The organism is Bacillus sp. CECT 9360 (assembly GCF_918741275.1).
Lineage (GTDB): Bacteria > Bacillota > Bacilli > Bacillales > DSM-1321 > Peribacillus.
This window is the reverse complement of the sequence record NZ_CAKKNA010000007.1, coordinates 191,504-211,066: the sequence shown is the minus strand read 5'-3', so window position 1 is coordinate 211,066 and position 19,563 is coordinate 191,504. Positions and strand designations below refer to the sequence as shown.

Sequence of the window (19,563 nt, the reverse complement as noted above, 5' to 3'; positions counted from 1 at the left end):
CTCCCTAATCAATCAATCTATCTCTTATTTTTCTTCAACTTTTAAGCCCATTAAATAAGCAGCCAGTGCGTCAACTTGCTCGTCAGTCACTTTATAAGTACCTGTCATTGTGTTGCCTGGCTTGTATTTTTCAGGGTCTTTGATCCAATTTTTTAGGTTCTCTTCGTTATGGTCCAACACCCCTGCAATACGTTCGCGTTCACCAAATGTTGCAAGGTTTGGAGCCTGGCGAGCCTGTTCAGGTCTGCTGTCATTAGGTGTTACAGCATGACATCCGATACAGCTTTGGTTGAAAACCTCTTCCCCTTGCTGAGCCAAAGCGCCTTCTGCCGCAGGTTCTTTAACAGCTTTCATATCGGCGGCCCATTGATCGAATTCAGCACGGGATTTTGTATTCACCTTGAAATCCATCAAAGCATGGGAAGGTCCGCAAAGCTCGGCACACTTACCGTAAAATACGTCTTGCACCTCGGCAGCTTTTTTGCTGTCGAATTCAAGGAAGAACTGGTTTTCACCCTCAGTATTCGTATCCATCTTACCGCCAGCAGACGGAATCCAGAATGAGTGCTTCACATCAGAAGCAATTAAATTAAAGTAAACCTTTTCATCAGTAGGTACTATTAAATCCTGGCTGGTTACAATCCCAAGGTCCGGGTATTCAAATTCCCACCAGTAAAGATTTGCACGTACATTGATGACAAGTACATCTTCTGTTTTTCCGTCTTTGTCTTTCTTTTCCATAGCTTTAGTGTCAGCTAAATCAAAAGTAGCGGCAATAGTCGGTACTGCTAAAACCAACAAAAGAAGGATAGGGATAACAGTCCAGATAAGTTCAAGTTTGTGGCTTCCTTCAATTTGTTTTGGTATTTTGTTTTCGTCGCCTTTTTTACGGCGGAAACGGAAAATTACATACAAGAAGATAACAACAACCACAACAATGACCAATACCATAATCAAAGTACTTAGGATCATTAAGTCATATTGAGTTTGCGCCACTTCTCCAGCAGGCTTCAAAGTGGATAAGAACGGTTCTCCACAACCCGCTAATACAAGCGCCAGCATTGCAAACAATGATAGCAGACGCCATTTGTGCAGCCTTTTTTTCATAGCTTTAGAAACCCCGCTTTCGTAAAAATTTTCTCACAAGTCAAATAATGTCGCTGGCTGTGAAAAATTCTCTCTATATTAATTTCTATTAAAAGAAAGAATTCCTTAATTAAGTAGGAATACTGGTTGCTAATCAATTTCATTTTATAAACAATCTAATATGTATCGATAAATCTGGCCATGCGAAGCATTATTGCTCCGAAAACGCCCTTGCTAAGATGAACGTCTGTGCCTATTTTGGCAAACGGCACAGACGGCAGCTATTTCATTCAGAGATTGCAATTATATTAACGTAACAATTACCATTCCTACATATAAAATCGTCATATAATTCAAAGAATAAACAAACATCAGCTTTGCCCATTTCAAGTCATCCTTCATTTTATACCCACTTATGGCAAGAATAAGCCATCCAACATTCAAAATTGTGGCGAGGACAACAAGCGGCATGCCAAGTTGTGTCAGGAAGATTGGTATAGGAAGCAAGCATGCCACCCATAAAGTCATCGACCTTTTCGTTCTTTTAAATCCTTTAACAACCGGAAGCATCGGAATGCCGGCCGCCCTGTATTCTTCACAGCGTTTCATCGCGATTGCGTAAAAATGAGGCGGCTGCCAGATAAACATGATGAGAAACAGCATCCATGCCATGACGCTTAAATCAGGGTCAACAGCGGCCCAGCCGATAAGCGGCGGCACTGCGCCCGAAACACTCCCTACAATGGTATTGGAGACGTATCTTCGCTTTGAAACGAGCGTATACAGAACAACATACGTAAAAACACCGATGAGACCGATGATTGCAGCTGTAATGTTTGTTAATGCCAGTAGAACAGTCCCTAAGGCAATCAGCACCAAACTTAATGTAAGAACCTTCGCTGGATTCGCCTTTCCCGTGACAGTCGGTCTACTCTTCGTTCTTTCCATGAGATGATCAATGTCGCGATCAATATAATTATTTAAGCTGCAAGATCCCGCTACAATAAGTGCTGACCCGGCAAGCGTAAAAAACAGCGTATCAAGGTTTGAAAAGAAATGCTCTTCAGAAAAATACAGCGCCAACCACAAACCTGTGAAGGTAGTAATCATGTTTGAATTGACAATACCGACTTTGATTAATGCCATGAAATCTTTCCAGGCCGTCGTCTCCGGTATGCCTGCTTGAAGGCTTGCTTTACTGCCTTGAATGACAGGTTCAGACAAAGCCCTTGGATTAGACATATTTATTCCTCCTTCAAAAATCCCCACTAAACCATACAATCTATACTATAAAGCATTTTGGGCTGCTTTTCTATTAAAGCGGTAAACATGTGTGATAGAACATTAAGAACCTTACCGGCTAAACCAAGATGCTCCCCTTAAATATGCTAAGAATAGTGTTTATTAGATAATAGATGCCATAAACTATCCTTCTCCTGTATATTAAATCACACTTTAATGAGATTTTGTGAACTTTTTTCGTATAATTTTTGTCTTATTTGTGAAGCGGTTTCTTAATAATCACCTTTCTGTACCCTGTTGTGATCATTCCGGTTTGTGTATTTAAGAGAAAAACCGTTTATCATAAAAACTTAGAACCCTAACGTTAAACACCTTGTCAATTAGCAACAAGTTGTGTAATATCTAGAAGGAAAATAGAGCGTTTTTATTGCGCGGAAAATATTATATTTGGCAATTTAACAAAGAAGGTGAAAACACTTTGCATCGGGCATTGAAATGGTTTGCAGTTTTGACTACAATCGGCATGCTTTTTATCCTGCTTGGCGGAGCCCTTGTCACAAAAACAGATTCAGGAATGGGTTGCGGCAGGTCATGGCCTTTATGCAACGGCGAGTTTGTTCCAACGGATATAACCCCGGAACTTATTATCGAATTTGCACACCGTCTCGTATCAGGCATTGTCGGCTTGATGGTTCTAATCCTTTCTGTTTGGTCTTGGCGTAAGATCGGACATATAAGAGAAACGAAATTTCTTTCGCTTTTATCTTTTTTATTTTTGGTAGCACAGGGATTGATCGGAGCGGCTGCGGTTATCTGGGGCCAATCTGATTTTGTACTTGCCTTGCATTTTGGAATTTCTTTAATTTCTTTTGCATCGGTACTTCTGTTAACACTACTCATTTTTGAAGTAGACAAGAAGTTTGAGGCGGAGAAGTTGATCGTTGATACGAGAATGAAATTCCATATTAAAGGAATTATGATTTACTCTTTTCTCGTCGTTTATACGGGAGCATTGGTGAGGCATACGAACGCAAGCCTCGTTTGTAAAGATTGGCCTCTTTGTGTCAATTCCAGTCCCGGTCTTCCCGGTAACTTGTATGAATGGATACAAATGGGACACAGAGCCGCTGCCGGCCTCATTTTCATTTGGGTTCTCTATGCGGCGATTATCGCTACCAGGCATTATAAGCATCAAAAGGTTTTGTATTGGGGATGGGTTGCATCGCTGATCCTTGTCTCTCTCCAAGTAATCGCCGGAGCTTTGATTATTTTTTCTCGGCTTAATCTCTTAATCGCGTTAAGTCATGCATTGTTCATATCTTGCTTTTTCGGTGTGATGAGCTATCTGCTTCTATTATCATCCAGAAGCAAGAAAAATTCGGCGACGTTAAAAAGAAACGAGACTGATTACAAAGACCCCCAAATAATTGCGTAAAAAATAGGCTGACCCAAAGGTATTCTCTTGAAACCTTTGGAGTCAGCCTATTTTTTTCATGTTCAAATCTATTGATTGTCTACTTCGGCAAATTTATTATTTTTCGATTTCGATCAGTAAATCACCGGTGCTGATCGCTTCACCGTTTGAAACATGTATCTCTTTCACCGTGCCCGAGAATGGCGCCTGTACAGTCGTCTCCATTTTCATCGCTTCGGTAATGATTAAATGGTCTCCTTGATTTACCTTTTCCCCTTTTTCTGCAACGACCCTGATGACCGTTCCCGGCATGGTCGCGCCAATATGGGATTGATTTTTCGAGTCAGCCTTTACTTTAGCCTGAACGCTCGACTTGATGCTTTCGTCTTTCACTTCCACCTCACGGGGCTGTCCATTCAATTCAAAATAAACAACTCTTGTCCCATTAGGCTGAGGCTGACCGATTGAAACCAATTTGACTATCAGGGTTTTCCCTGTCTCGATTTCAACTTCAATCTCCTCACCCAGTCTCATCCCGTAATGGAAAGTAGGCGTATCAAGATTCGAAATCTTCCCAAATTGCTCGATGGTTTTCTCATAGTCTAAGAATACTTTTGGATAAAGCGCGTATGCCAATGCATCAAAGCTTGTTACAGGCCGCCCGATTTCTTTGAATAATTCTTCCTTCAAACTCGAAAAGTCGACATTATCAAGAAGTTCTCCAGGGCGCACAGTGATTGGTGCTCTGCCCTTTAAGATAACAGTCTGTAACTCCTTTGGGAATCCGCCATACGGCTGGCCTAAGTATCCCTCAAATAACTCGATCACCGAGTCAGGGAAATCGATCGATTTGCCTTTCGTTAACACGGACTCTTCATCTAATTCATTCTGGACCATGAATAAAGCCATATCCCCGACCACTTTTGAAGAAGGGGTCACTTTTACGATGTCACCGAACATCGCATTTACCCGCTCGTACATTTCCTTGACCTCTCCCCAGCGTTCGCCAAGACCTACCGCTTTTGCCTGCTGCTGCAGATTGCTGTATTGCCCTCCCGGCATTTCGTGCTTATATACTTCCGTGTGAGGGGAATTCATACCGCTTTCGAAATCTTTATAGTATTTTCGGACGCCTTCCCAGTAATGGGAAAGCTGCTCAAGGGAATGAATATCGGCCTTGGGTTGCCTGGATGTTCCTTCAAGCGCATAATACAGCGTTTGTGAGCTTGGCTGGGACGTCAATCCGGCCATGGAGCCTAAAGCCGTATCTACAATATCGACTCCCGCTTCAATCGCCTTGGCATACATATAAATACCGTTACCGCTCGTATCGTGTGTGTGCAGATGAATTGGAATATTGATTGTTTCCTTCAGTTCAGAAATTAAACGGTAGGCTGCTTCCGGTTTTAATAAACCGGCCATATCTTTTATGCCGAGGATGTGCGCCCCTTGGTTTTCCAGCTCCCTGGCGAGATTTTTATAATATTGGATGTCATATTTTCCTCTGGCCGGATCATTGATGTCACCCGTGTAGCAAATCGCTGCTTCCGCAAGCTTCCCTGAACGCCGGACTGCATCGATGGCTACCTCCATCCCCTTTACCCAGTTCAAACTGTCAAAGATACGGAATACATCAATACCTGCATAGGCGGATTTTTCGACGAACTCTTGAATGACATTGTCCGGATAGTTTTTGTAGCCTACCGCGTTAGATGCGCGCAAAAGCATCTGAAATAATACGTTCGGGACCTTTTCACGCATCGATAACAGCCTGTCCCATGGATCTTCCTTCAAGAAGCGGTAGGACACGTCAAACGTTGCCCCTCCCCACATTTCCAGGGAAAACAGGTTAGGCATAAGTTTAGATGTAGGCTCGGCAATATGCAGCAAATCCGTTGTGCGGACCCTCGTTGCCAGCAAAGATTGATGGGCGTCACGGAAAGTCGTATCTGTCAGCAGTACTTCTTTCTGCTCTTTGACCCATCCTGCAAGTCCTTCGGCTCCCTTATTGTCAAGAATTTGCTTCGTGCCGTCCTGCACCTTCACTTCATGGTCGATTTTCGGGATGGCAGGCTGATCAAAAACAGGTTTTTTCTTTTTTTCGATGCCCGGGAAACCATTTACCGTGATATTGCCAATATAGCTGAGCATCTTCGTTCCCCGGTCTTTACGGACAGGGAAAGTAAACAGCTCAGGTGTGGTGTCAATGAACGATGTATCGTATTTTCCCGTTAGAAACTTCTCATGCTTTACGACATTTTCAAGAAACGGGATATTCGTTTTGATGCCGCGGATCCGGAATTCTTTCAAGTTTCTTTCCATCTTCGAGGCAGCCTGTTTGAACGTATGGGCTTGTGTCGAAAGCTTTACAAGCAACGAATCATAATAGGGGGTTATGACGGCTCCCTGAAAGCCGTTCCCGGCATCCAAGCGGACCCCAAACCCGCCCCCTGAGCGGTAGGCCATGAGTTTTCCGGTATCAGGCATGAAGTTATTTAAAGGATCCTCTGTTGTTACCCTTGATTGTATCGCATATCCGATTGTATGGATGTTTTCCTGGGCGGGAATATCCAGTGGAGCTTCGTGCAGCCGGTTTCCTTCGGCGATCAATATTTGTGATTGGACGATATCGATGCCGGTAATCATTTCCGTGATCGTATGTTCAACCTGAACCCGCGGGTTGACTTCGATAAAGTAAAATTCATCGTTCGCAACGAGAAATTCAACTGTGCCCGCATTGACATAGTCGACATTTTTCATCAAATGAACGGCCGCTTCACAAATGCGAAGACGCAGTTCTTCAGATAATGAAACGGAAGGAGCCACTTCGACGACCTTTTGATGCCTTCTTTGGACAGAGCAGTCGCGTTCGTACAAGTGGACAATATTTCCGTGCTTGTCTCCAAGAATCTGTACCTCGATATGCTTCGGATTTTGGACGAACTTTTCGACGTACACTTCATCGTTTCCAAAAGCCGCTTTTGCTTCTGATTTTGCCCTGTCATAAGCTTCACGCACCTCTTCAAGCTTATGGACGATTCGCATGCCTCGTCCTCCGCCTCCAAGAGACGCTTTTATAATGACCGGAAAGCCATGTGTTTTCCCGAATGAGATGATTTCCTCAAGCTCCTGAACTGGACCATCACTTCCGGGGATAACCGGAATGTCCGCAAGCATTGCCTGCTGGCGTGCTTTTACTTTGTCACCAAACATATCGAGATGTTTGGTTTCCGGACCGATAAAAATCAGGCCTTCTTCCTCACAGCGGCGGGCGAATTCAATATTTTCGGAGAGGAAACCATAACCGGGATGGATTGCGTCCACACCGCTTGTTTTAGCAATTTCAATGATTCCTTCGATGTCTAAATAAGCGTCTATCGGTTTCTTGCCTTCCCCGACCAGGTATGCTTCATCTGCTTTATAACGGTGATAAGAGCCGTAATCTTCCTTAGAATATACCGCTACTGTGCGTATTCCGAGTTCCGTACACGCGCGGAAAATACGGATGGCAATTTCTCCGCGGTTTGCGGCAAGAACCTTTTTAATACGTCGTCCCATTCCCTACACCTACTTTTATGTATTTTCATTTTTATTGAAAAAAGAGTGAGACTACTCTCACTGCTTTTCTTTCACAGATTAATTTTTGAGCAAAGTATCAGCTTTAGTAGTTTCATTCAAAGATAGTACAAAAATCCTTTTCCTGTCTACCTATAATACTTGAAGATATGTACCCGAAATGACAGCGAGAAAAGCGCAAGCGCCCTGCAAGTAAGGAAGAACGACTAAGACCGCCACATCGTTATGTCTTCGTCGTTCTGACCCACATCCTGTGGGCCTCCGACAAGCATAAGGCGCACCTCGTAGGAGGGCCTAGTAAGGACCATCAGCTAAAATCCGTCACGTCCTGTGACGAACGCTGACGTCACCACATCCTGTGGAAGTCCGGAGAGGGGCAGGAAGAACACCTGCCTCTTATGACCTCGAGAAGCTGGGCTGCTTACGCTAGACATCAATACATGTTGAAAATTTTATACTTTCTTATTTTTTTAAAAAAACCTTATCAGGACCAGACAAATAAAGGCAGTTTTTATCTAACGATAGTACCCAATTATCGCAATTTTGTAAATATTCTTATATACTATCCTATAAAACCAAGAAAGTCACTCTATTTACTGAATGTATATATAAATAATAGCACAAACCTTTTAATATGTCATACTATTTATAAAAGTGTTATACTCTTTTTTTATACCTATGAATGATATAAAAAAAACCCAAACAATCGTACTGAATTGTTTGAGTTGGTTCATTATGCTGCCTGTATCATTTACGCAGAGAAGCTTCGTGCAAAGCTGATAGCTCCCTCTCTAATGTTCCCACAAGGGACTTTCCTTCTGTTTCTTCCACTAAACCTAAACGAACAGCAAAATCTATTTCACGAGATAAGCCGAACATTTGTGTATCAAGAACCTCTTCATATAGAGGACATTGAGGCATAGTAAGATTATCCATTTGCACTTTAATGAGTTTTAATATCTTGTCAGCATCAGCTTTTAATAAAGCAAAGGCTTTTTCTCGATGATTGACAAGCATTTCAGATGCCATATTAAATCCCCCCGCTCAAGAAGCGATTAAATCTTATCTATAAATTTTACCCTTACTTGTTTAAAAAAGCAAGGCGAACTTATTGTTATATACCTACCTTTACAGCTATACTTGTATCATAGTGTAAGACAGGAAGGGATGAAAGGTTTGGAATCGATCGTATTCATTAAAGGGAAGGTAAAATACTTAATCACACTCGATCCGGGTGTATGGATTTTCGATGACCGTAAAGTCGATTTGGAAACATATTTTCAGTCGGAACAACAGCAGACAGACGAGCTAGAGGAATATACGAAAGCTGCTTCGAAGCATTGGGACAGGGAAATCCAGGAAGGTTCGGTTTCCCCGCCTACACTTAAAACCGAAAAAAAATACGAGAAACAAAAAATCTTGACGGGTACATTCGGTATCCCATTCGAAAGCTTTCTCAGAAACGCGGAGCCCTATGAAGATGCCGCCACAATAGTCATTGAAACGGAAAACGGAGAGCAGGCTTTTCCTTTGACGGATGCCCAGACGTTCATTCTTGGCTTCTCCATTAACGGTAAACCTTTGAGTGAAGACGGACCCGTGCACATTTATTTCGGAGACGGCTCCAATCTTAAAAATCCGATTAAGAAAGTGAAAGCATTTCGAATTGAATAATGGCCATTTATAATTAGGTGATAGGCAGCCCTTATCAAGGACAATGGCTGCCTTTCTTACAATAAATTAGCCGCTAATTGAGCAAGCCCTGACCGTTCTCCCTTTACAAGCTTTACATGCCCCGCTATGCTTTGATCCTTGAATTTTTCCACAACATAAGTTAATCCGTTATTATACTCATCGAGATAAGGGTGATCGATTTGTTCCGGATCGCCCATCAAGACAATCTTGCTCCGATCCCCTACCCGGGTCAGAATCGTTTTTACTTCGTGCTTTGTTAGGTTTTGCGCCTCGTCAATGATGATAAATTGATCCGGTATGCTTCTTCCCCTGATGTATGTTAATGCTTCCACTTCTATAGAATTCATCCCCGCTAAAATCGCATCCAGTTCCCCCGGTTTTTTTGTGTTAAAAAGATACTCCAGGTTATCGAAAATCGGCTGCATCCAGGGCCTTAATTTTTCTCCCTTTTCTCCCGGCAAGTAGCCAATATCCTTTCCCACGGGTACAATCGGTCTTGCAACCAGCAATTTTTTATACAGACCCAGATCTTCAGTCTGCATTAACCCCGAAGCCAGGGCAAGCAAGGTTTTACCTGTTCCTGCTTTCCCGATTAATGTAACGAGCGGCAGGTCTGATCGCAGTAATATCTCCATCGCCATCGTCTGCTGGACATTTCGCGCTTTAATTCCCCAAATATGTTCCTGGTCAAAAATCAGCTTTTTTACGATTGTCGCCGACTGATCAACGATACCAATCGCTGATGAAGAACCTCCCAACACATCTTTCATCAAGACAAACTGGTTTGGAAAGAGCTTATTGATTGTGATGTCCGAAAGTGGAAGACTTCCTTTCTCATAATACCTATCCAGGATTTCCTTTTGGACAAATAGCTCCTGAATGCCACTGTAGATATGATCCATCTCTACTACCCGGTCATTCAGGAAATCCTGTGCGTTCAGGCCGATTGCGTCTGCCTTGACCCTGACGAGCGTGTCCTTGCTTACAAGGATTACCTTTCTTCCCTTTTCCTTTGTCTGTTCTTCTAGGGCAAGGTTTTTGGCAACGGCTAAAATTCTATTATCATTTGTTTTTTCAACAAAGATTTCCTGAAGCTCATGAAAAGACCTATGGTTTAATTCAATCCTGAGCACACCGCCATTGTGCAGAGGAATTTTCTCATGAAGCTTCCCAATTTCCCGGAAGCCATCAATCAATTTTGATACTTGCCTTGCATTCCTCCCGATTTCATCCATGTATCTTTTCTTCGAATCCACTTCTTCCAGTACAACAGCCGGGATGACTACTTCATTTTCTTCGAAAGAGAAAATTGAATATGGGTCCTGGAGCAAGACATTGGTATCCAACACATAGATTTTGCTCAAAATTGCGCCTCCTGCCTGTTCATTCTGGAAAATGCCTGCGTCGTTGCTAATATAGCTTATGTCGTGGACGAGACTGTTGCTAAAATATATGTATCTTTGCATAAAGATAGAAGAACAATTGCAGACTATAAACAAAATGTCAGGAATGGAGGCTGTACAATGAAAAGACTTTTGTTTATGGCAGCGGCATTTTTGTTTATTGCCGGCTGCAACGCGAATGACAACGCCGGGGAAAATCGGGAGAACAACAATAACAATGTTACGCAGGTAAAGGACTCGACAATTGAGGAAAGTGACAGGCAAAGCAGCCAGCAAATCGCAAGAAGGCTCGTCGATCTCGCCGAAAAGGTCCCCCATGTAAATGATGCAACAGCTGCAGTCCTTGGCGATTATGCCGTAGTAGGAATTGATATCGATGGTAATGTTGACCGTTCAGAGGTAGGGACGATTAAATATTCTGTAGGGGAAGCGTTAAAGGACGATCCATACGGCGCAAATGCCGCAATAGTCGCTGATCCGGATATGAACGAGAGAATCCGGGAGGTGGCACAGGATATCCAAAACGGACAGCCTGTACGAGGGATCATGAATGAGCTAGCTGATATCACAGGCAGAATCATTCCAGATATACCCGGTGATGCACTAACGCCAACACCAACAAGAGCTTCAGATGAAGAAAAAAGTAGCATCGATAATCAGAAGGAAAGAAAGACACTGGAAAGAGAACAAAAGAAACAGTCGAATGATAAGCAATAGAAAAACTCGCCAATCGGCGAGCTTTTCTATTTCCTTATATTAAAGGTTCTGTTTAAGGATCATGTTGATTATCATATTTTTGACTTATGCGTGTACTGAAAGGTAGCTTCCACATATCGTTGGCTTAATAATAGTTAAACTCGGTTGAAGTAGGAGGTATTCTCGCCTAATAAAGATAAAAATGATATACTAACTTACATATATCAACTGATTCGTATAGAAGAAAAGAGGTTCATTTTAATGAGGGTTAAATGTGTAATTTGCGATAACATTGAATCCATTCCGGATTTTTCCCCTGAAGCCAAAAAGCTTCGCAACCGGCCGATCCATACATTCATGTGTCAGTCATGCAACCAAAGAATCGAAGAAAAAACAAAAGCTCGAATTGATTCAGGCAACTTTCGCTTATACCGCAGTGTGACAAAGGATGATGAATGGTAAAACCGATTCTTAAGGGAATGTTGGCGGGGCTGGGGTCCGGCATCCTTTTGGCAATTATCATGAAGTATGTGGAACTGTATACAGAAAAGAAAATCTACTCGCTGCTCCTTAATATTGATTTCATCCCGCTTACAGAACGGATCCAAGGAAACGAACCAATCGAACTCGTACTTCACTTGCTCGTTTCCTCAGGGTTTGGTGTCTTTTTTGTTCTGCTTAAACCTAAATTTGCAAATAAAAGGGTCTTAACGTTCTTGCTTATTCTTCCGGCAATCTTGCTTTACTTCCCACTTTCTTACATATCCCGATCAGAAATAACTTCTGCGGCAGATCTATTCTCCTTTTTGCTATGGAGCGCTGCACATGTTGTCTACGCCCTGATTCTTCCCCTTTGATTAATACCTAAAAAACCGTGCGCTATAGAGAAGCGCACGGTTTTTTAATCTTGGTAGTTTTTATATTTTTCCGGTTCGGCGTTTATTTGGTGTAACATCACGTCGATCAGTTCAATCGGAAAACGCTGGGTCTTTTTTTCCAAATGTACACTGTATTCAACGAAATAGAACGGATCTTCTTTCCGCACTTCGATGATTTCCAGTTGATGTTCATCATGAAGCAGGTTTTCAAACAATTCCCTCGTGTCACGGGCAGCCGTATCATTAGGCCTTGCATCGCAAACAACTTTGATCGTAAGCCAGTTATATAACGCATCCTGTACAGACTGCATGTTAGGCCTGTTCTTCTTTCTTATGGTTGTGGAGGCGCAGTTTGTAGATCCCGAGAACGAACACGGCAATTACAAGTCCTTCCGCAACCGGCAGGAAGACGGCGAGGAATGAAAGAAGCGTGCACCCAAATGCCATCACCGCATAGATAATGACATTTTTTAAAACCGGCAACTTTTTTGCAAAACCGAGCTGATACACGATTATACAAAGCAAAAATACAGCGATATATAAATACCACATTCCTGCCTCGGGATTTTTATCCACATTAAACAATGCCGCAAAAAAGGACAATCGCTCCTGGATCATTCCTGTTCCTCCCCTGGACCAAACTTAGTTTGTTTCGACGTATTTTTTCTTTTTAGCCGATTTTTCACGTTCGTTCTTATCAAGTACTTTTTTACGAAGGCGGATGGATTCCGGGGTAACTTCGCAATATTCATCATCGTTCAGATACTCTAAAGACTCCTCAAGAGACATGATTCTTGGTTTTTTCATGGTAGTTGTCTGGTCTTTGTTCGCCGAACGCATGTTGGTCATTTGTTTTGCCTTTACGATATTGACGGTCAAATCGTTTTCACGGTTATGTTCACCGACAATCATGCCTTCATAGATATCAGTACCTGGTTCAATAAAAATGACACCGCGGTCTTCTACGCCCATAGTTCCGTATTGAGTTGATTTTCCTGTTTCCATGGAAACGAGGACACCTTGTCTTCTTCCGCCAACCTGTCCTTGTTGCATCGGCTGGTAGCTGTCGAAAGTATGGTTCATGATCCCATATCCACGTGTAATGGTCAGGAATTCAGTTGAATAACCAATTAAGCCGCGGGCAGGCACATTAAAGATCAGGCGAACCTGGCCGCTTCCGTTATTAATCATATCAAGCAGTTCGCCTTTACGCGCACCAATGGATTCCATGATCGATCCTGTATGTTCTTCCGGGACATCAATTTGCACGCGTTCCACAGGCTCACAGCGAACACCGTCAATGACCTTAACGATTACTTCAGGCTTGGATACCTGAAGTTCGAAGCCTTCACGGCGCATATTTTCAATTAAGATGGATAAATGAAGCTCGCCGCGTCCGGAAACAACCCACACATCCGGTGAATCCGTATCTTCCACACGCAAGCTGACATCTGTTTCCAGTTGGCTTTTCAGTCTTTCTTCAATTTTTCTTGAAGTAACAAATTTACCTTCACGGCCGGCAAAAGGGCTGTTATTAACAAGGAAAGTCATTTGCAGAGTAGGCTCATCGATACGGAGTACCGGAAGTGCTTCCTGGTGCTCTACTGGTGTAACTGTCTCCCCTACGTTAATGTCTTCCATTCCGGAAACAGCAATAAGATCACCTGCAACTGCCTCTTCAATTTCTACTCGTTTCAAGCCAATAAAGCCAAAGATCTTCGTAACCCTGAACTGTTTAACTGAGCCGTCCAGCTTCATAAGAGCAACCTGTTGGCCTACTTTCATCGTTCCGCGGAATACGCGTCCAATTCCGATACGTCCCACATAATCATTATAATCAAGCAAAGCAACTTGGAATTGAAGCGGGTCTTCCCTGTTATCAATTGGAGCAGGTATGTTTTCAACAATTGCTTCAAACAACGACTCCATGTTTTCTTCCTGTTTAGAAGGATCCGGATCCGGACTTGCAGTGCCTTGAATGGCCGATGCATAAATAACAGGAAACTCTAGCTGTTCCTCACTGGCACCAAGTTCGATGAATAAGTCAAGGACTTCATCAATAACTTCCTCTGGACGGGCTGAGTCTTTGTCAATTTTGTTTACAACCACAATCGGGGTGATTTTTTGTTCAAGTGCTTTTTTTAATACAAAGCGTGTTTGGGGCATTGTACCTTCATAAGCATCAACAACAAGCAAAACACCGTCAACCATTTTCATGATACGCTCCACTTCGCCGCCAAAATCGGCATGTCCCGGTGTATCAAGAATGTTGATTCTTGTTTCTTTATATTGAACAGCTGTATTTTTCGCTAAGATCGTTATTCCACGTTCTCTTTCAAGGTCGTTGGAATCCATTGCGCGTTCTTCAACGTGCTCATTCGCACGGAATGTACCTGATTGTTTCAACAGTTCGTCTACAAGCGTCGTTTTCCCATGGTCAACGTGGGCAATGATCGCTATGTTGCGAATATCATTACGAGATTTCAATAAATTCACTCCTAGTATAAATTGGTCTATGCCATTAACTTACATATTATATCACAAACATAGTAGAAACAAAGCAAGAAATTCTGTACAATAAGAAAATATGGGGTGAAGACAATGAAAAACGTACAATGGAATTTCTTAATTCTTGCATTATTAGCGACGGCTAGCCTGGCCTGGACAGGCATCGCAATTGCCGAAAGGAGCATAATTGGCATCGTACTTAGTATAGTCGCACTCTTTGTAATTATGGGCTTCGGCTTTGCCACAAAGAAGAAAAAGCGGGAAAAAGGAAAGCTTTAAAAAATTGCCGCTACTTTCTGCGGCGATTTTTTTAAAGGCTCTTTAAGTATTTTTCCTGAATTTCCTTATGCAAGCCCGGCTTCGACACAAATAGAGGGCCGCCCTTTAAGTAGTCGAGCGGGTTGCCATGCAAGTCGCTTACTTCTCCGCCAACCTCTTCGATTAAAATCGCACCGCCCGCAAAATCCCAAGGGGCAAGCCTTAGTGATATATAAGCATCCAGCCTGCCTGCTGCGACAAAAGCCATTTCCAAAGCCGCCGAACCGTATGAACGGGTTCCACGGACATCCCGTACAAGCGCTCCAAGTATAGAAGGATCAATTCTTTTGTTCTCGGTAACCCATGTGGCATTTAATGAAAGAATGGTTTCATTAATGGGCACAGGTTTAAGCGTCGGCAACTCCTTATCATTCATAAAAGCTCCCTTGCCGCGAAAAGTATGATACAGTTCACCATGGACGACATCATAGACAAGCCCGATTTTCCCTTTGCCCTCTTCAAGAATCCCGATAGATATCGCAAAATTCCGCTGCTGATGAATAAAATTCATCGTCCCATCGATCGGATCGACAACCCAGACAATCCCTGTCAAATCTTTGACATGATGACCCATTCCTTCTTCTCCAAAAATCCTATGCTCCGGAAAGTGCTCTGTTATTTTGCCCATGAAAAACTGTTCCGTTTCGCGATCCATGTTCGTTACTAAATCATTAGGATTTGTTTTTGTTTCAATGTTTAGCTTTTCTTCAAATGAAGTCTTTAGCCTTTCCCCTGCTTCCTTTATCCACTCTTTTGCATATGTATCGATTTTCTCCCAATTTGTCATTCCTGAATCCTCCGCTCATTTAATGAACACACTGATAGTTTTGCAAAAATCCATATTTATTATTAAAGATTACTGCAAGCTCCCTCATTCTACAAGCTTGGTGTCTTCCTTATATAAAAGGCGGACATTTTTTTCGTATCCGAAAAATGTCCGCCTTAAACCCTATATACGACTCTATAATTATATACCTTCATTTGACAGCTGTTTTTCTCCTTCAAACTTATAGTGCTTTAAGCCTTAATAGCTCAAGTCGGATTCTTTCAAGCTTTTGTTTGCATTGTGTCTGCTTCTTTTCATTGTTTTCCCCTATTGCTTCGAATAAAGTGGCTAGCTCATAATCCATTTCCATTCTTAATACTGCTGCCCTATGTTTTTCTACTTCTTTCGCTTTTAAGGCTTGATTCATAACTTGTTTCATGGTAATCTTCCCCTCTCAAGTAAGTGACTAAATTTTCAGTTTTATTTTTAATATATATTATGTCGTCCACCCTAAAACCGCAACAAATTTGTGTGAAAACCCAGCAGGAAGTTAGTGGTAGACATTGTTAGCAAAACTTTTCAGTTTTTTGTTCCGCTATGCTACAATAATCTTAGATTTAGAATTGTAGGAGGAAACAAATGGTACATACAACCTTTAGTGCAAGTGACTTTAATGTGTTTAAAATAGATGGTCTCGACCAGCGTATGGAAGCTTTAAAAGACCGGATTCAACCAAAGCTGAGTCAACTCGGTGAAAGCTTCTCGGCAGAACTTTCAGTTAAAACCGGGGATGAAATGTTCGCTCATGTCGCAAAACACGCCAGAAGAACAATCAATCCTCCAAAAGACACTTGGGTTGCTTTTGCCAGCAACAGCAGAGGATACAAGATGATGCCTCATTTCCAAATCGGGTTATGGGAAACTCACGTATTCATTTGGTTTGCAGTCATTTATGAAGCTCCCAATAAGGCTGACTTCGGAAAAGCCTTGGAACGAAATGCTAAAAAATTGAAAGATATGATTCCGAATGAATTTGTTTGGTCGACCGATCATACAAAACCTGATGTCATTCCTCATAATGATCTTTCTGTCACTGATTTGAAGGCAATGTTCCAGCGGCTGCAAACTGTCAAAAAGGCTGAAATTCTTTGCGGAATCCAGATTCCCCGGGAAGATGCCATCAAATTATCAGATGAAGTATTCGTGCAAGCAATTAGTGATGCGTTTGACCATTTATTACCCCTATATAAATTGGCTTAAACATAAACTCCGTTAAATGAACGTTAGCTAAAGCTACTAATAAAAGAAGGATTGGAAATGACATTCCAACCCTTCTTTTATTTATCTTAAGCAATCTATTTCATTTTTCAGGCGAGTACCTTGCTTTTTGCTGCTTCAATCAGATTGGAAATCCCTTCATAGTCCCCATTCTCCAGGAATTGGATCACCTTGCTTCCCACGACAGTCCCATCGCAATATCTGCCGGCTTCCTTCACATGCTCCGGTGTGGAAATACCAAACCCGGCCATAACCGGAACCGAGCTTAATGCCTTAACACGCTCTAAAAAACGACCTGTATCTTCTGCAAAATGATCTCTCGCTCCCGTTATCCCTTTTACGGTAACCGCATAGAGAAAGCCTTCCGCTCCATCGGCGATTTTTCTGAGTCTTGCTTCCGGGCTTGTTAAAGTTACGAGCCTGATGATGGCGATTTCTGACTGTTTCATATGTTTGGAAACCATTTGTTCTTCTTCCAACGGCATGTCCGGAAAGATACAGCCATCGACTCCAGCTTTCTGGCAATCTCGGGAGAAACGGTCAATCCCATATGCAAAAACCGGATTGAGATAGGTCATTAAGATAATCGGAATGTTTATTTCATTGCGGATTTCGATTAATTTTCCCATGATGTTTCTCAATGATACACCGGAGTCAAGCGCCCGCTTCCCTGCACGCTGAATGACCGGACCGTCAGCGACAGGATCGGAAAACGGAATTCCTAATTCTACGGCATCAGCACCTGCTTTTTCAAAAAACAGCAAATGCTGCTTTAATTGATCAAGTCCGCCATCACCGGCCATAATATAAGGAATGAAAGCTTTTTCGCCCTTTTCGGCGCACTTTTGCAATGTTTCATCAATTCGCTGTTTACCCATTCGAAAGCTCTCCCATCCGCTTTTGTATCGTTTCGACATCTTTATCGCCTCTGCCTGATAGGCAAATAACCAGGCTCTCATCTGACTTCATTTTTTTTGCAAGCTTCACCGCGTGCGCAATCGCATGTGAGCTTTCCAAAGCCGGAATGATTCCTTCTGTCTGTGACAGCAACACGAGGGCACCTATTGCTTCATCATCAGTCACAGAAGTATATTGAACTCTGTTGCTGTCCTTTAAGAAGCTATGCTCGGGCCCCACTCCCGGATAATCAAGTCCCGCTGATATGGAATGAGCTTCCTGAATTTGGCCATCCTCATCCTGCAATACATACATTAACGCTCCGTGAAGAATCCCTTGTTTTCCTTTTGTCAGGGTCGCAGCGTGCTCTTCTGTATCTACTCCGCTGCCTGCCGCTTCCACGCCAATCAAGGAAACCTCTTTATCCTCAATGAACGGATAGAATATCCCCATCGCGTTACTGCCGCCGCCGATACAAGCTACGATTGCCTCAGGAAGCCCGCCTTCCACTTTGTCAAATTGCCTTTTTGTTTCCGTGCCGATGACACTTTGGAAATCTCGGACAATTTTTGGAAAAGGATGGGGTCCCAGTACTGATCCCATTATGTAATGGGTATCATCTACATTGGCGACCCAGTATCGGAGCGCCTCATTAACGGCATCCTTAAGTGTGCCGCTCCCTTGGTCCACAGAAACTACCTTGGCTCCCAACAGCTCCATACGAAAAACGTTAAGCTTCTGGCGAGCGATATCCTCTTTTCCCATAAAAATAACACATTCTAAATTCAACAGTGCACAAACGGTCGCCGTGGCAACTCCATGCTGGCCTGCCCCTGTCTCGGCAACCACCTTTTTCTTGCCCATTCTCACTGTCAAAAGTCCCTGGCCAATTGTGTTGTTTATCTTATGGGCACCTGTATGGTTCAGATCTTCACGTTTAAGATATATCTTCGCCCCGCCTGCTTTTTTGGTTAGATTGCTTGCATAGTAGAGCGGGTTTTCACGCCCGATGTATTGAGTTAAATAATATTCCAATTCCTTCTGAAAGCTCTCGTCCTTACGTGCTTCTTCATAAGCATTTTCTAATTCAATGACAGCGGTCATTAATGTCTCAGGCACAAACCTACCACCGTATGGTCCAAAATGGCCGTTTTTGTCTGGTTGAACATAGCTGTTCATTAGACTCCATCTCCTTTAAGATAATCTTGCATTGCGTACAAATCGATAAATTTTTTCAAGATCCTTTGAACCGTTTGTTTCGACACCGCTTGAGACATCAACGCCGCCCGGATTGACGGTTTGAATCGCCCAAGCGACATTTTCCGGTGTAAGTCCTCCGGCAAGGATGACCTTATCTTCGGGTAGGTTGTTATTTGTTAATAAATCCAAATTAATGGCTACACCATTTCCGCCATGATACTGGCCTTTTGGGCTATCAAGCAAGTAAAAATCCGACTGAAAAGAAGAGATTTGCTCAAGGTCTTCGTGAACTCCAATTCCAAATGCTTTAATGACGGGAAACGGGATATCCTCTATATATTCCAGATTTTCATCACCGTGGAGCTGAATGTAATCAAGGCCAACGATGGAACCGATTCTCTTTATTTCTTCCACATCTTCATTAACAAAAACTCCAACAGCCCTGACCTTGCCTTTGACCCTTTTCATGATCTCCGCCGCCTGTTCAGGAACAATGCGGCGCTTGCTTTCGGCAAAGACGAAGCCGATTAAATCAGCGCCGGCATCCACTGCCGCATGTGCTGCATCACTAGTCGTAATTCCGCAGATTTTAACTAACATGTAAAA

General features: G+C 42.8%; 20 protein-coding genes. 7 read left to right on the top strand and 13 right to left on the bottom strand.

The annotated features are described in order from the left end of the window. Window positions 1-24: 24 nt before the first annotated feature. A complete protein-coding gene (coxB, locus tag LQ216_RS10905) occupies window positions 25-1,107 on the bottom strand; it encodes a cytochrome c oxidase subunit II (RefSeq protein ID WP_117308535.1) in 1,083 nt (360 codons plus the stop codon). Window positions 1,108-1,389: 282 nt separating this feature from the next. Further along, complete coding sequence (gene cyoE / locus LQ216_RS10900) at window positions 1,390-2,328, bottom strand: heme o synthase (protein ID WP_230129332.1); 939 nt, start codon at window positions 2,326-2,328, stop codon at window positions 1,390-1,392. A gap of 478 nt (window positions 2,329-2,806) precedes the next feature. Between cyoE and LQ216_RS10895 the strand changes: the two genes are divergently transcribed. Continuing rightward, complete coding sequence (locus tag LQ216_RS10895) at window positions 2,807-3,763, top strand: heme A synthase (protein WP_230129331.1); 957 nt, start codon at window positions 2,807-2,809, stop codon at window positions 3,761-3,763. A gap of 96 nt (window positions 3,764-3,859) precedes the next feature. On the opposite strand, the gene pyc is transcribed toward LQ216_RS10895, so the two are convergent. Continuing rightward, entirely contained in the window at window positions 3,860-7,300 is a 3,441-nt protein-coding gene (gene pyc / locus LQ216_RS10890) for a pyruvate carboxylase (RefSeq protein WP_230129330.1), read from the bottom strand. A gap of 765 nt (window positions 7,301-8,065) precedes the next feature. Further along, window positions 8,066-8,347, bottom strand: coding sequence for a YlaN family protein (locus LQ216_RS10885; RefSeq protein WP_230129329.1), 282 nt, complete (start codon window positions 8,345-8,347; stop codon window positions 8,066-8,068). 147 nt (window positions 8,348-8,494) lie between these two features. Between LQ216_RS10885 and LQ216_RS10880 the strand changes: the two genes are divergently transcribed. Beyond that, on the top strand, window positions 8,495-8,992 hold the full coding sequence (locus LQ216_RS10880) for a peptidyl-prolyl cis-trans isomerase (RefSeq protein ID WP_230129328.1): 498 nt from the start codon (window positions 8,495-8,497) through the stop codon (window positions 8,990-8,992). A gap of 56 nt (window positions 8,993-9,048) precedes the next feature. On the opposite strand, the gene LQ216_RS10875 is transcribed toward LQ216_RS10880, so the two are convergent. Then, a complete protein-coding gene (locus LQ216_RS10875; protein WP_230129327.1) occupies window positions 9,049-10,377 on the bottom strand; it encodes a PhoH family protein in 1,329 nt (442 codons plus the stop codon). A gap of 159 nt (window positions 10,378-10,536) precedes the next feature. On the opposite strand from LQ216_RS10875, the gene LQ216_RS10870 reads away from it, so the two are divergent. The 3 genes from LQ216_RS10870 (at window position 10,537) to LQ216_RS10860 (ending at window position 11,969) form a co-directional block, all read left to right on the top strand. Next, window positions 10,537-11,133: a YhcN/YlaJ family sporulation lipoprotein gene (locus LQ216_RS10870; protein ID WP_230129326.1), complete on the top strand. Its 597-nt coding sequence runs from the start codon at window positions 10,537-10,539 to the stop codon at window positions 11,131-11,133. 240 nt (window positions 11,134-11,373) lie between these two features. Then, complete coding sequence (locus LQ216_RS10865) at window positions 11,374-11,574, top strand: YlaI family protein (RefSeq protein WP_117308932.1); 201 nt, start codon at window positions 11,374-11,376, stop codon at window positions 11,572-11,574. Then, window positions 11,568-11,969 (top strand): hypothetical protein, encoded by a 402-nt coding sequence (locus LQ216_RS10860; protein ID WP_230129325.1) that lies wholly within the window; start codon window positions 11,568-11,570, stop codon window positions 11,967-11,969. Before LQ216_RS10865 ends, LQ216_RS10860 begins: the two co-directional genes overlap by 7 nt. A gap of 44 nt (window positions 11,970-12,013) precedes the next feature. On the opposite strand, the gene LQ216_RS10855 is transcribed toward LQ216_RS10860, so the two are convergent. From LQ216_RS10855 to typA, 3 genes are read right to left on the bottom strand one after another with little or no spacing between them, the layout of a single operon-like run. Continuing rightward, on the bottom strand, window positions 12,014-12,301 hold the full coding sequence (locus tag LQ216_RS10855) for a hypothetical protein (protein WP_230129324.1): 288 nt from the start codon (window positions 12,299-12,301) through the stop codon (window positions 12,014-12,016). Window position 12,302: 1 nt separating this feature from the next. Then, the gene (locus tag LQ216_RS10850) at window positions 12,303-12,608 is read right to left on the bottom strand and encodes a YlaH-like family protein (RefSeq protein WP_230129323.1); all 306 of its coding nucleotides are present in this window, start codon (window positions 12,606-12,608) and stop codon (window positions 12,303-12,305) included. 24 nt (window positions 12,609-12,632) lie between these two features. Further along, complete coding sequence (gene typA, locus LQ216_RS10845; RefSeq protein ID WP_230129322.1) at window positions 12,633-14,477, bottom strand: translational GTPase TypA; 1,845 nt, start codon at window positions 14,475-14,477, stop codon at window positions 12,633-12,635. Between the two features lie 114 nt (window positions 14,478-14,591). Between typA and LQ216_RS10840 the strand changes: the two genes are divergently transcribed. Further along, entirely contained in the window at window positions 14,592-14,777 is a 186-nt protein-coding gene (locus LQ216_RS10840) for a DUF5325 family protein (RefSeq protein WP_230129321.1), read from the top strand. A 31-nt stretch (window positions 14,778-14,808) separates the two neighbouring features. Here LQ216_RS10840 and LQ216_RS10835 read toward each other — a convergent pair whose 3' ends face one another. Beyond that, a complete protein-coding gene (locus LQ216_RS10835; RefSeq protein ID WP_230129320.1) occupies window positions 14,809-15,603 on the bottom strand; it encodes an inositol monophosphatase family protein in 795 nt (264 codons plus the stop codon). Window positions 15,604-15,823: 220 nt separating this feature from the next. After that, window positions 15,824-16,021 (bottom strand): hypothetical protein, encoded by a 198-nt coding sequence (locus LQ216_RS10830; RefSeq protein ID WP_230129319.1) that lies wholly within the window; start codon window positions 16,019-16,021, stop codon window positions 15,824-15,826. A 200-nt stretch (window positions 16,022-16,221) separates the two neighbouring features. On the opposite strand from LQ216_RS10830, the gene LQ216_RS10825 reads away from it, so the two are divergent. Further along, window positions 16,222-16,842 (top strand): DUF1054 domain-containing protein, encoded by a 621-nt coding sequence (locus LQ216_RS10825; protein ID WP_230129318.1) that lies wholly within the window; start codon window positions 16,222-16,224, stop codon window positions 16,840-16,842. A 107-nt stretch (window positions 16,843-16,949) separates the two neighbouring features. Here the strand turns inward: LQ216_RS10825 and trpA are convergent, their stop codons facing one another. The 3 genes from trpA to LQ216_RS10810 are packed head-to-tail and all read right to left on the bottom strand — an operon-like array spanning window position 16,950 to window position 19,557. Beyond that, window positions 16,950-17,738, bottom strand: coding sequence for a tryptophan synthase subunit alpha (gene trpA, locus LQ216_RS10820; RefSeq protein ID WP_230129317.1), 789 nt, complete (start codon window positions 17,736-17,738; stop codon window positions 16,950-16,952). After that, window positions 17,731-18,936 (bottom strand): tryptophan synthase subunit beta, encoded by a 1,206-nt coding sequence (trpB, locus tag LQ216_RS10815; RefSeq protein ID WP_230129316.1) that lies wholly within the window; start codon window positions 18,934-18,936, stop codon window positions 17,731-17,733. Before trpB ends, trpA begins: the two co-directional genes overlap by 8 nt. 15 nt (window positions 18,937-18,951) lie before the next feature. Beyond that, entirely contained in the window at window positions 18,952-19,557 is a 606-nt protein-coding gene (locus LQ216_RS10810) for a phosphoribosylanthranilate isomerase (protein WP_230129315.1), read from the bottom strand. Window positions 19,558-19,563: the final 6 nt, after the last annotated feature.

What these genes read in the sequence shown, in the direction of transcription:
- LQ216_RS10855 (WP_230129324.1), bottom strand. Translation starts at nt 12,301, where the DNA reads ATGCAGTCTGTACAGGATGCGTTATATAACTGGCTTACGATCAAAGTT.
- LQ216_RS10840 (WP_230129321.1), top strand. Translation starts at nt 14,592, where the DNA reads ATGAAAAACGTACAATGGAATTTCTTAATTCTTGCATTATTAGCGACG.
- trpA (WP_230129317.1), bottom strand. Translation starts at nt 17,738, where the DNA reads ATGGGTAAACAGCGAATTGATGAAACATTGCAAAAGTGCGCCGAAAAG.
- LQ216_RS10830 (WP_230129319.1), bottom strand. Translation starts at nt 16,021, where the DNA reads ATGAAACAAGTTATGAATCAAGCCTTAAAAGCGAAAGAAGTAGAAAAA.
- coxB (WP_117308535.1), bottom strand. Translation starts at nt 1,107, where the DNA reads ATGAAAAAAAGGCTGCACAAATGGCGTCTGCTATCATTGTTTGCAATG.
- LQ216_RS10870 (WP_230129326.1), top strand. Translation starts at nt 10,537, where the DNA reads ATGAAAAGACTTTTGTTTATGGCAGCGGCATTTTTGTTTATTGCCGGC.
- cyoE (WP_230129332.1), bottom strand. Translation starts at nt 2,328, where the DNA reads ATGTCTAATCCAAGGGCTTTGTCTGAACCTGTCATTCAAGGCAGTAAA.
- LQ216_RS10865 (WP_117308932.1), top strand. Translation starts at nt 11,374, where the DNA reads ATGAGGGTTAAATGTGTAATTTGCGATAACATTGAATCCATTCCGGAT.
- LQ216_RS10885 (WP_230129329.1), bottom strand. Translation starts at nt 8,347, where the DNA reads ATGGCATCTGAAATGCTTGTCAATCATCGAGAAAAAGCCTTTGCTTTA.
- LQ216_RS10835 (WP_230129320.1), bottom strand. Translation starts at nt 15,603, where the DNA reads ATGACAAATTGGGAGAAAATCGATACATATGCAAAAGAGTGGATAAAG.
- LQ216_RS10825 (WP_230129318.1), top strand. Translation starts at nt 16,222, where the DNA reads ATGGTACATACAACCTTTAGTGCAAGTGACTTTAATGTGTTTAAAATA.
- trpB (WP_230129316.1), bottom strand. Translation starts at nt 18,936, where the DNA reads ATGAACAGCTATGTTCAACCAGACAAAAACGGCCATTTTGGACCATAC.
- LQ216_RS10860 (WP_230129325.1), top strand. Translation starts at nt 11,568, where the DNA reads ATGGTAAAACCGATTCTTAAGGGAATGTTGGCGGGGCTGGGGTCCGGC.
- pyc (WP_230129330.1), bottom strand. Translation starts at nt 7,300, where the DNA reads ATGGGACGACGTATTAAAAAGGTTCTTGCCGCAAACCGCGGAGAAATT.
- LQ216_RS10850 (WP_230129323.1), bottom strand. Translation starts at nt 12,608, where the DNA reads ATGATCCAGGAGCGATTGTCCTTTTTTGCGGCATTGTTTAATGTGGAT.
- LQ216_RS10810 (WP_230129315.1), bottom strand. Translation starts at nt 19,557, where the DNA reads ATGTTAGTTAAAATCTGCGGAATTACGACTAGTGATGCAGCACATGCG.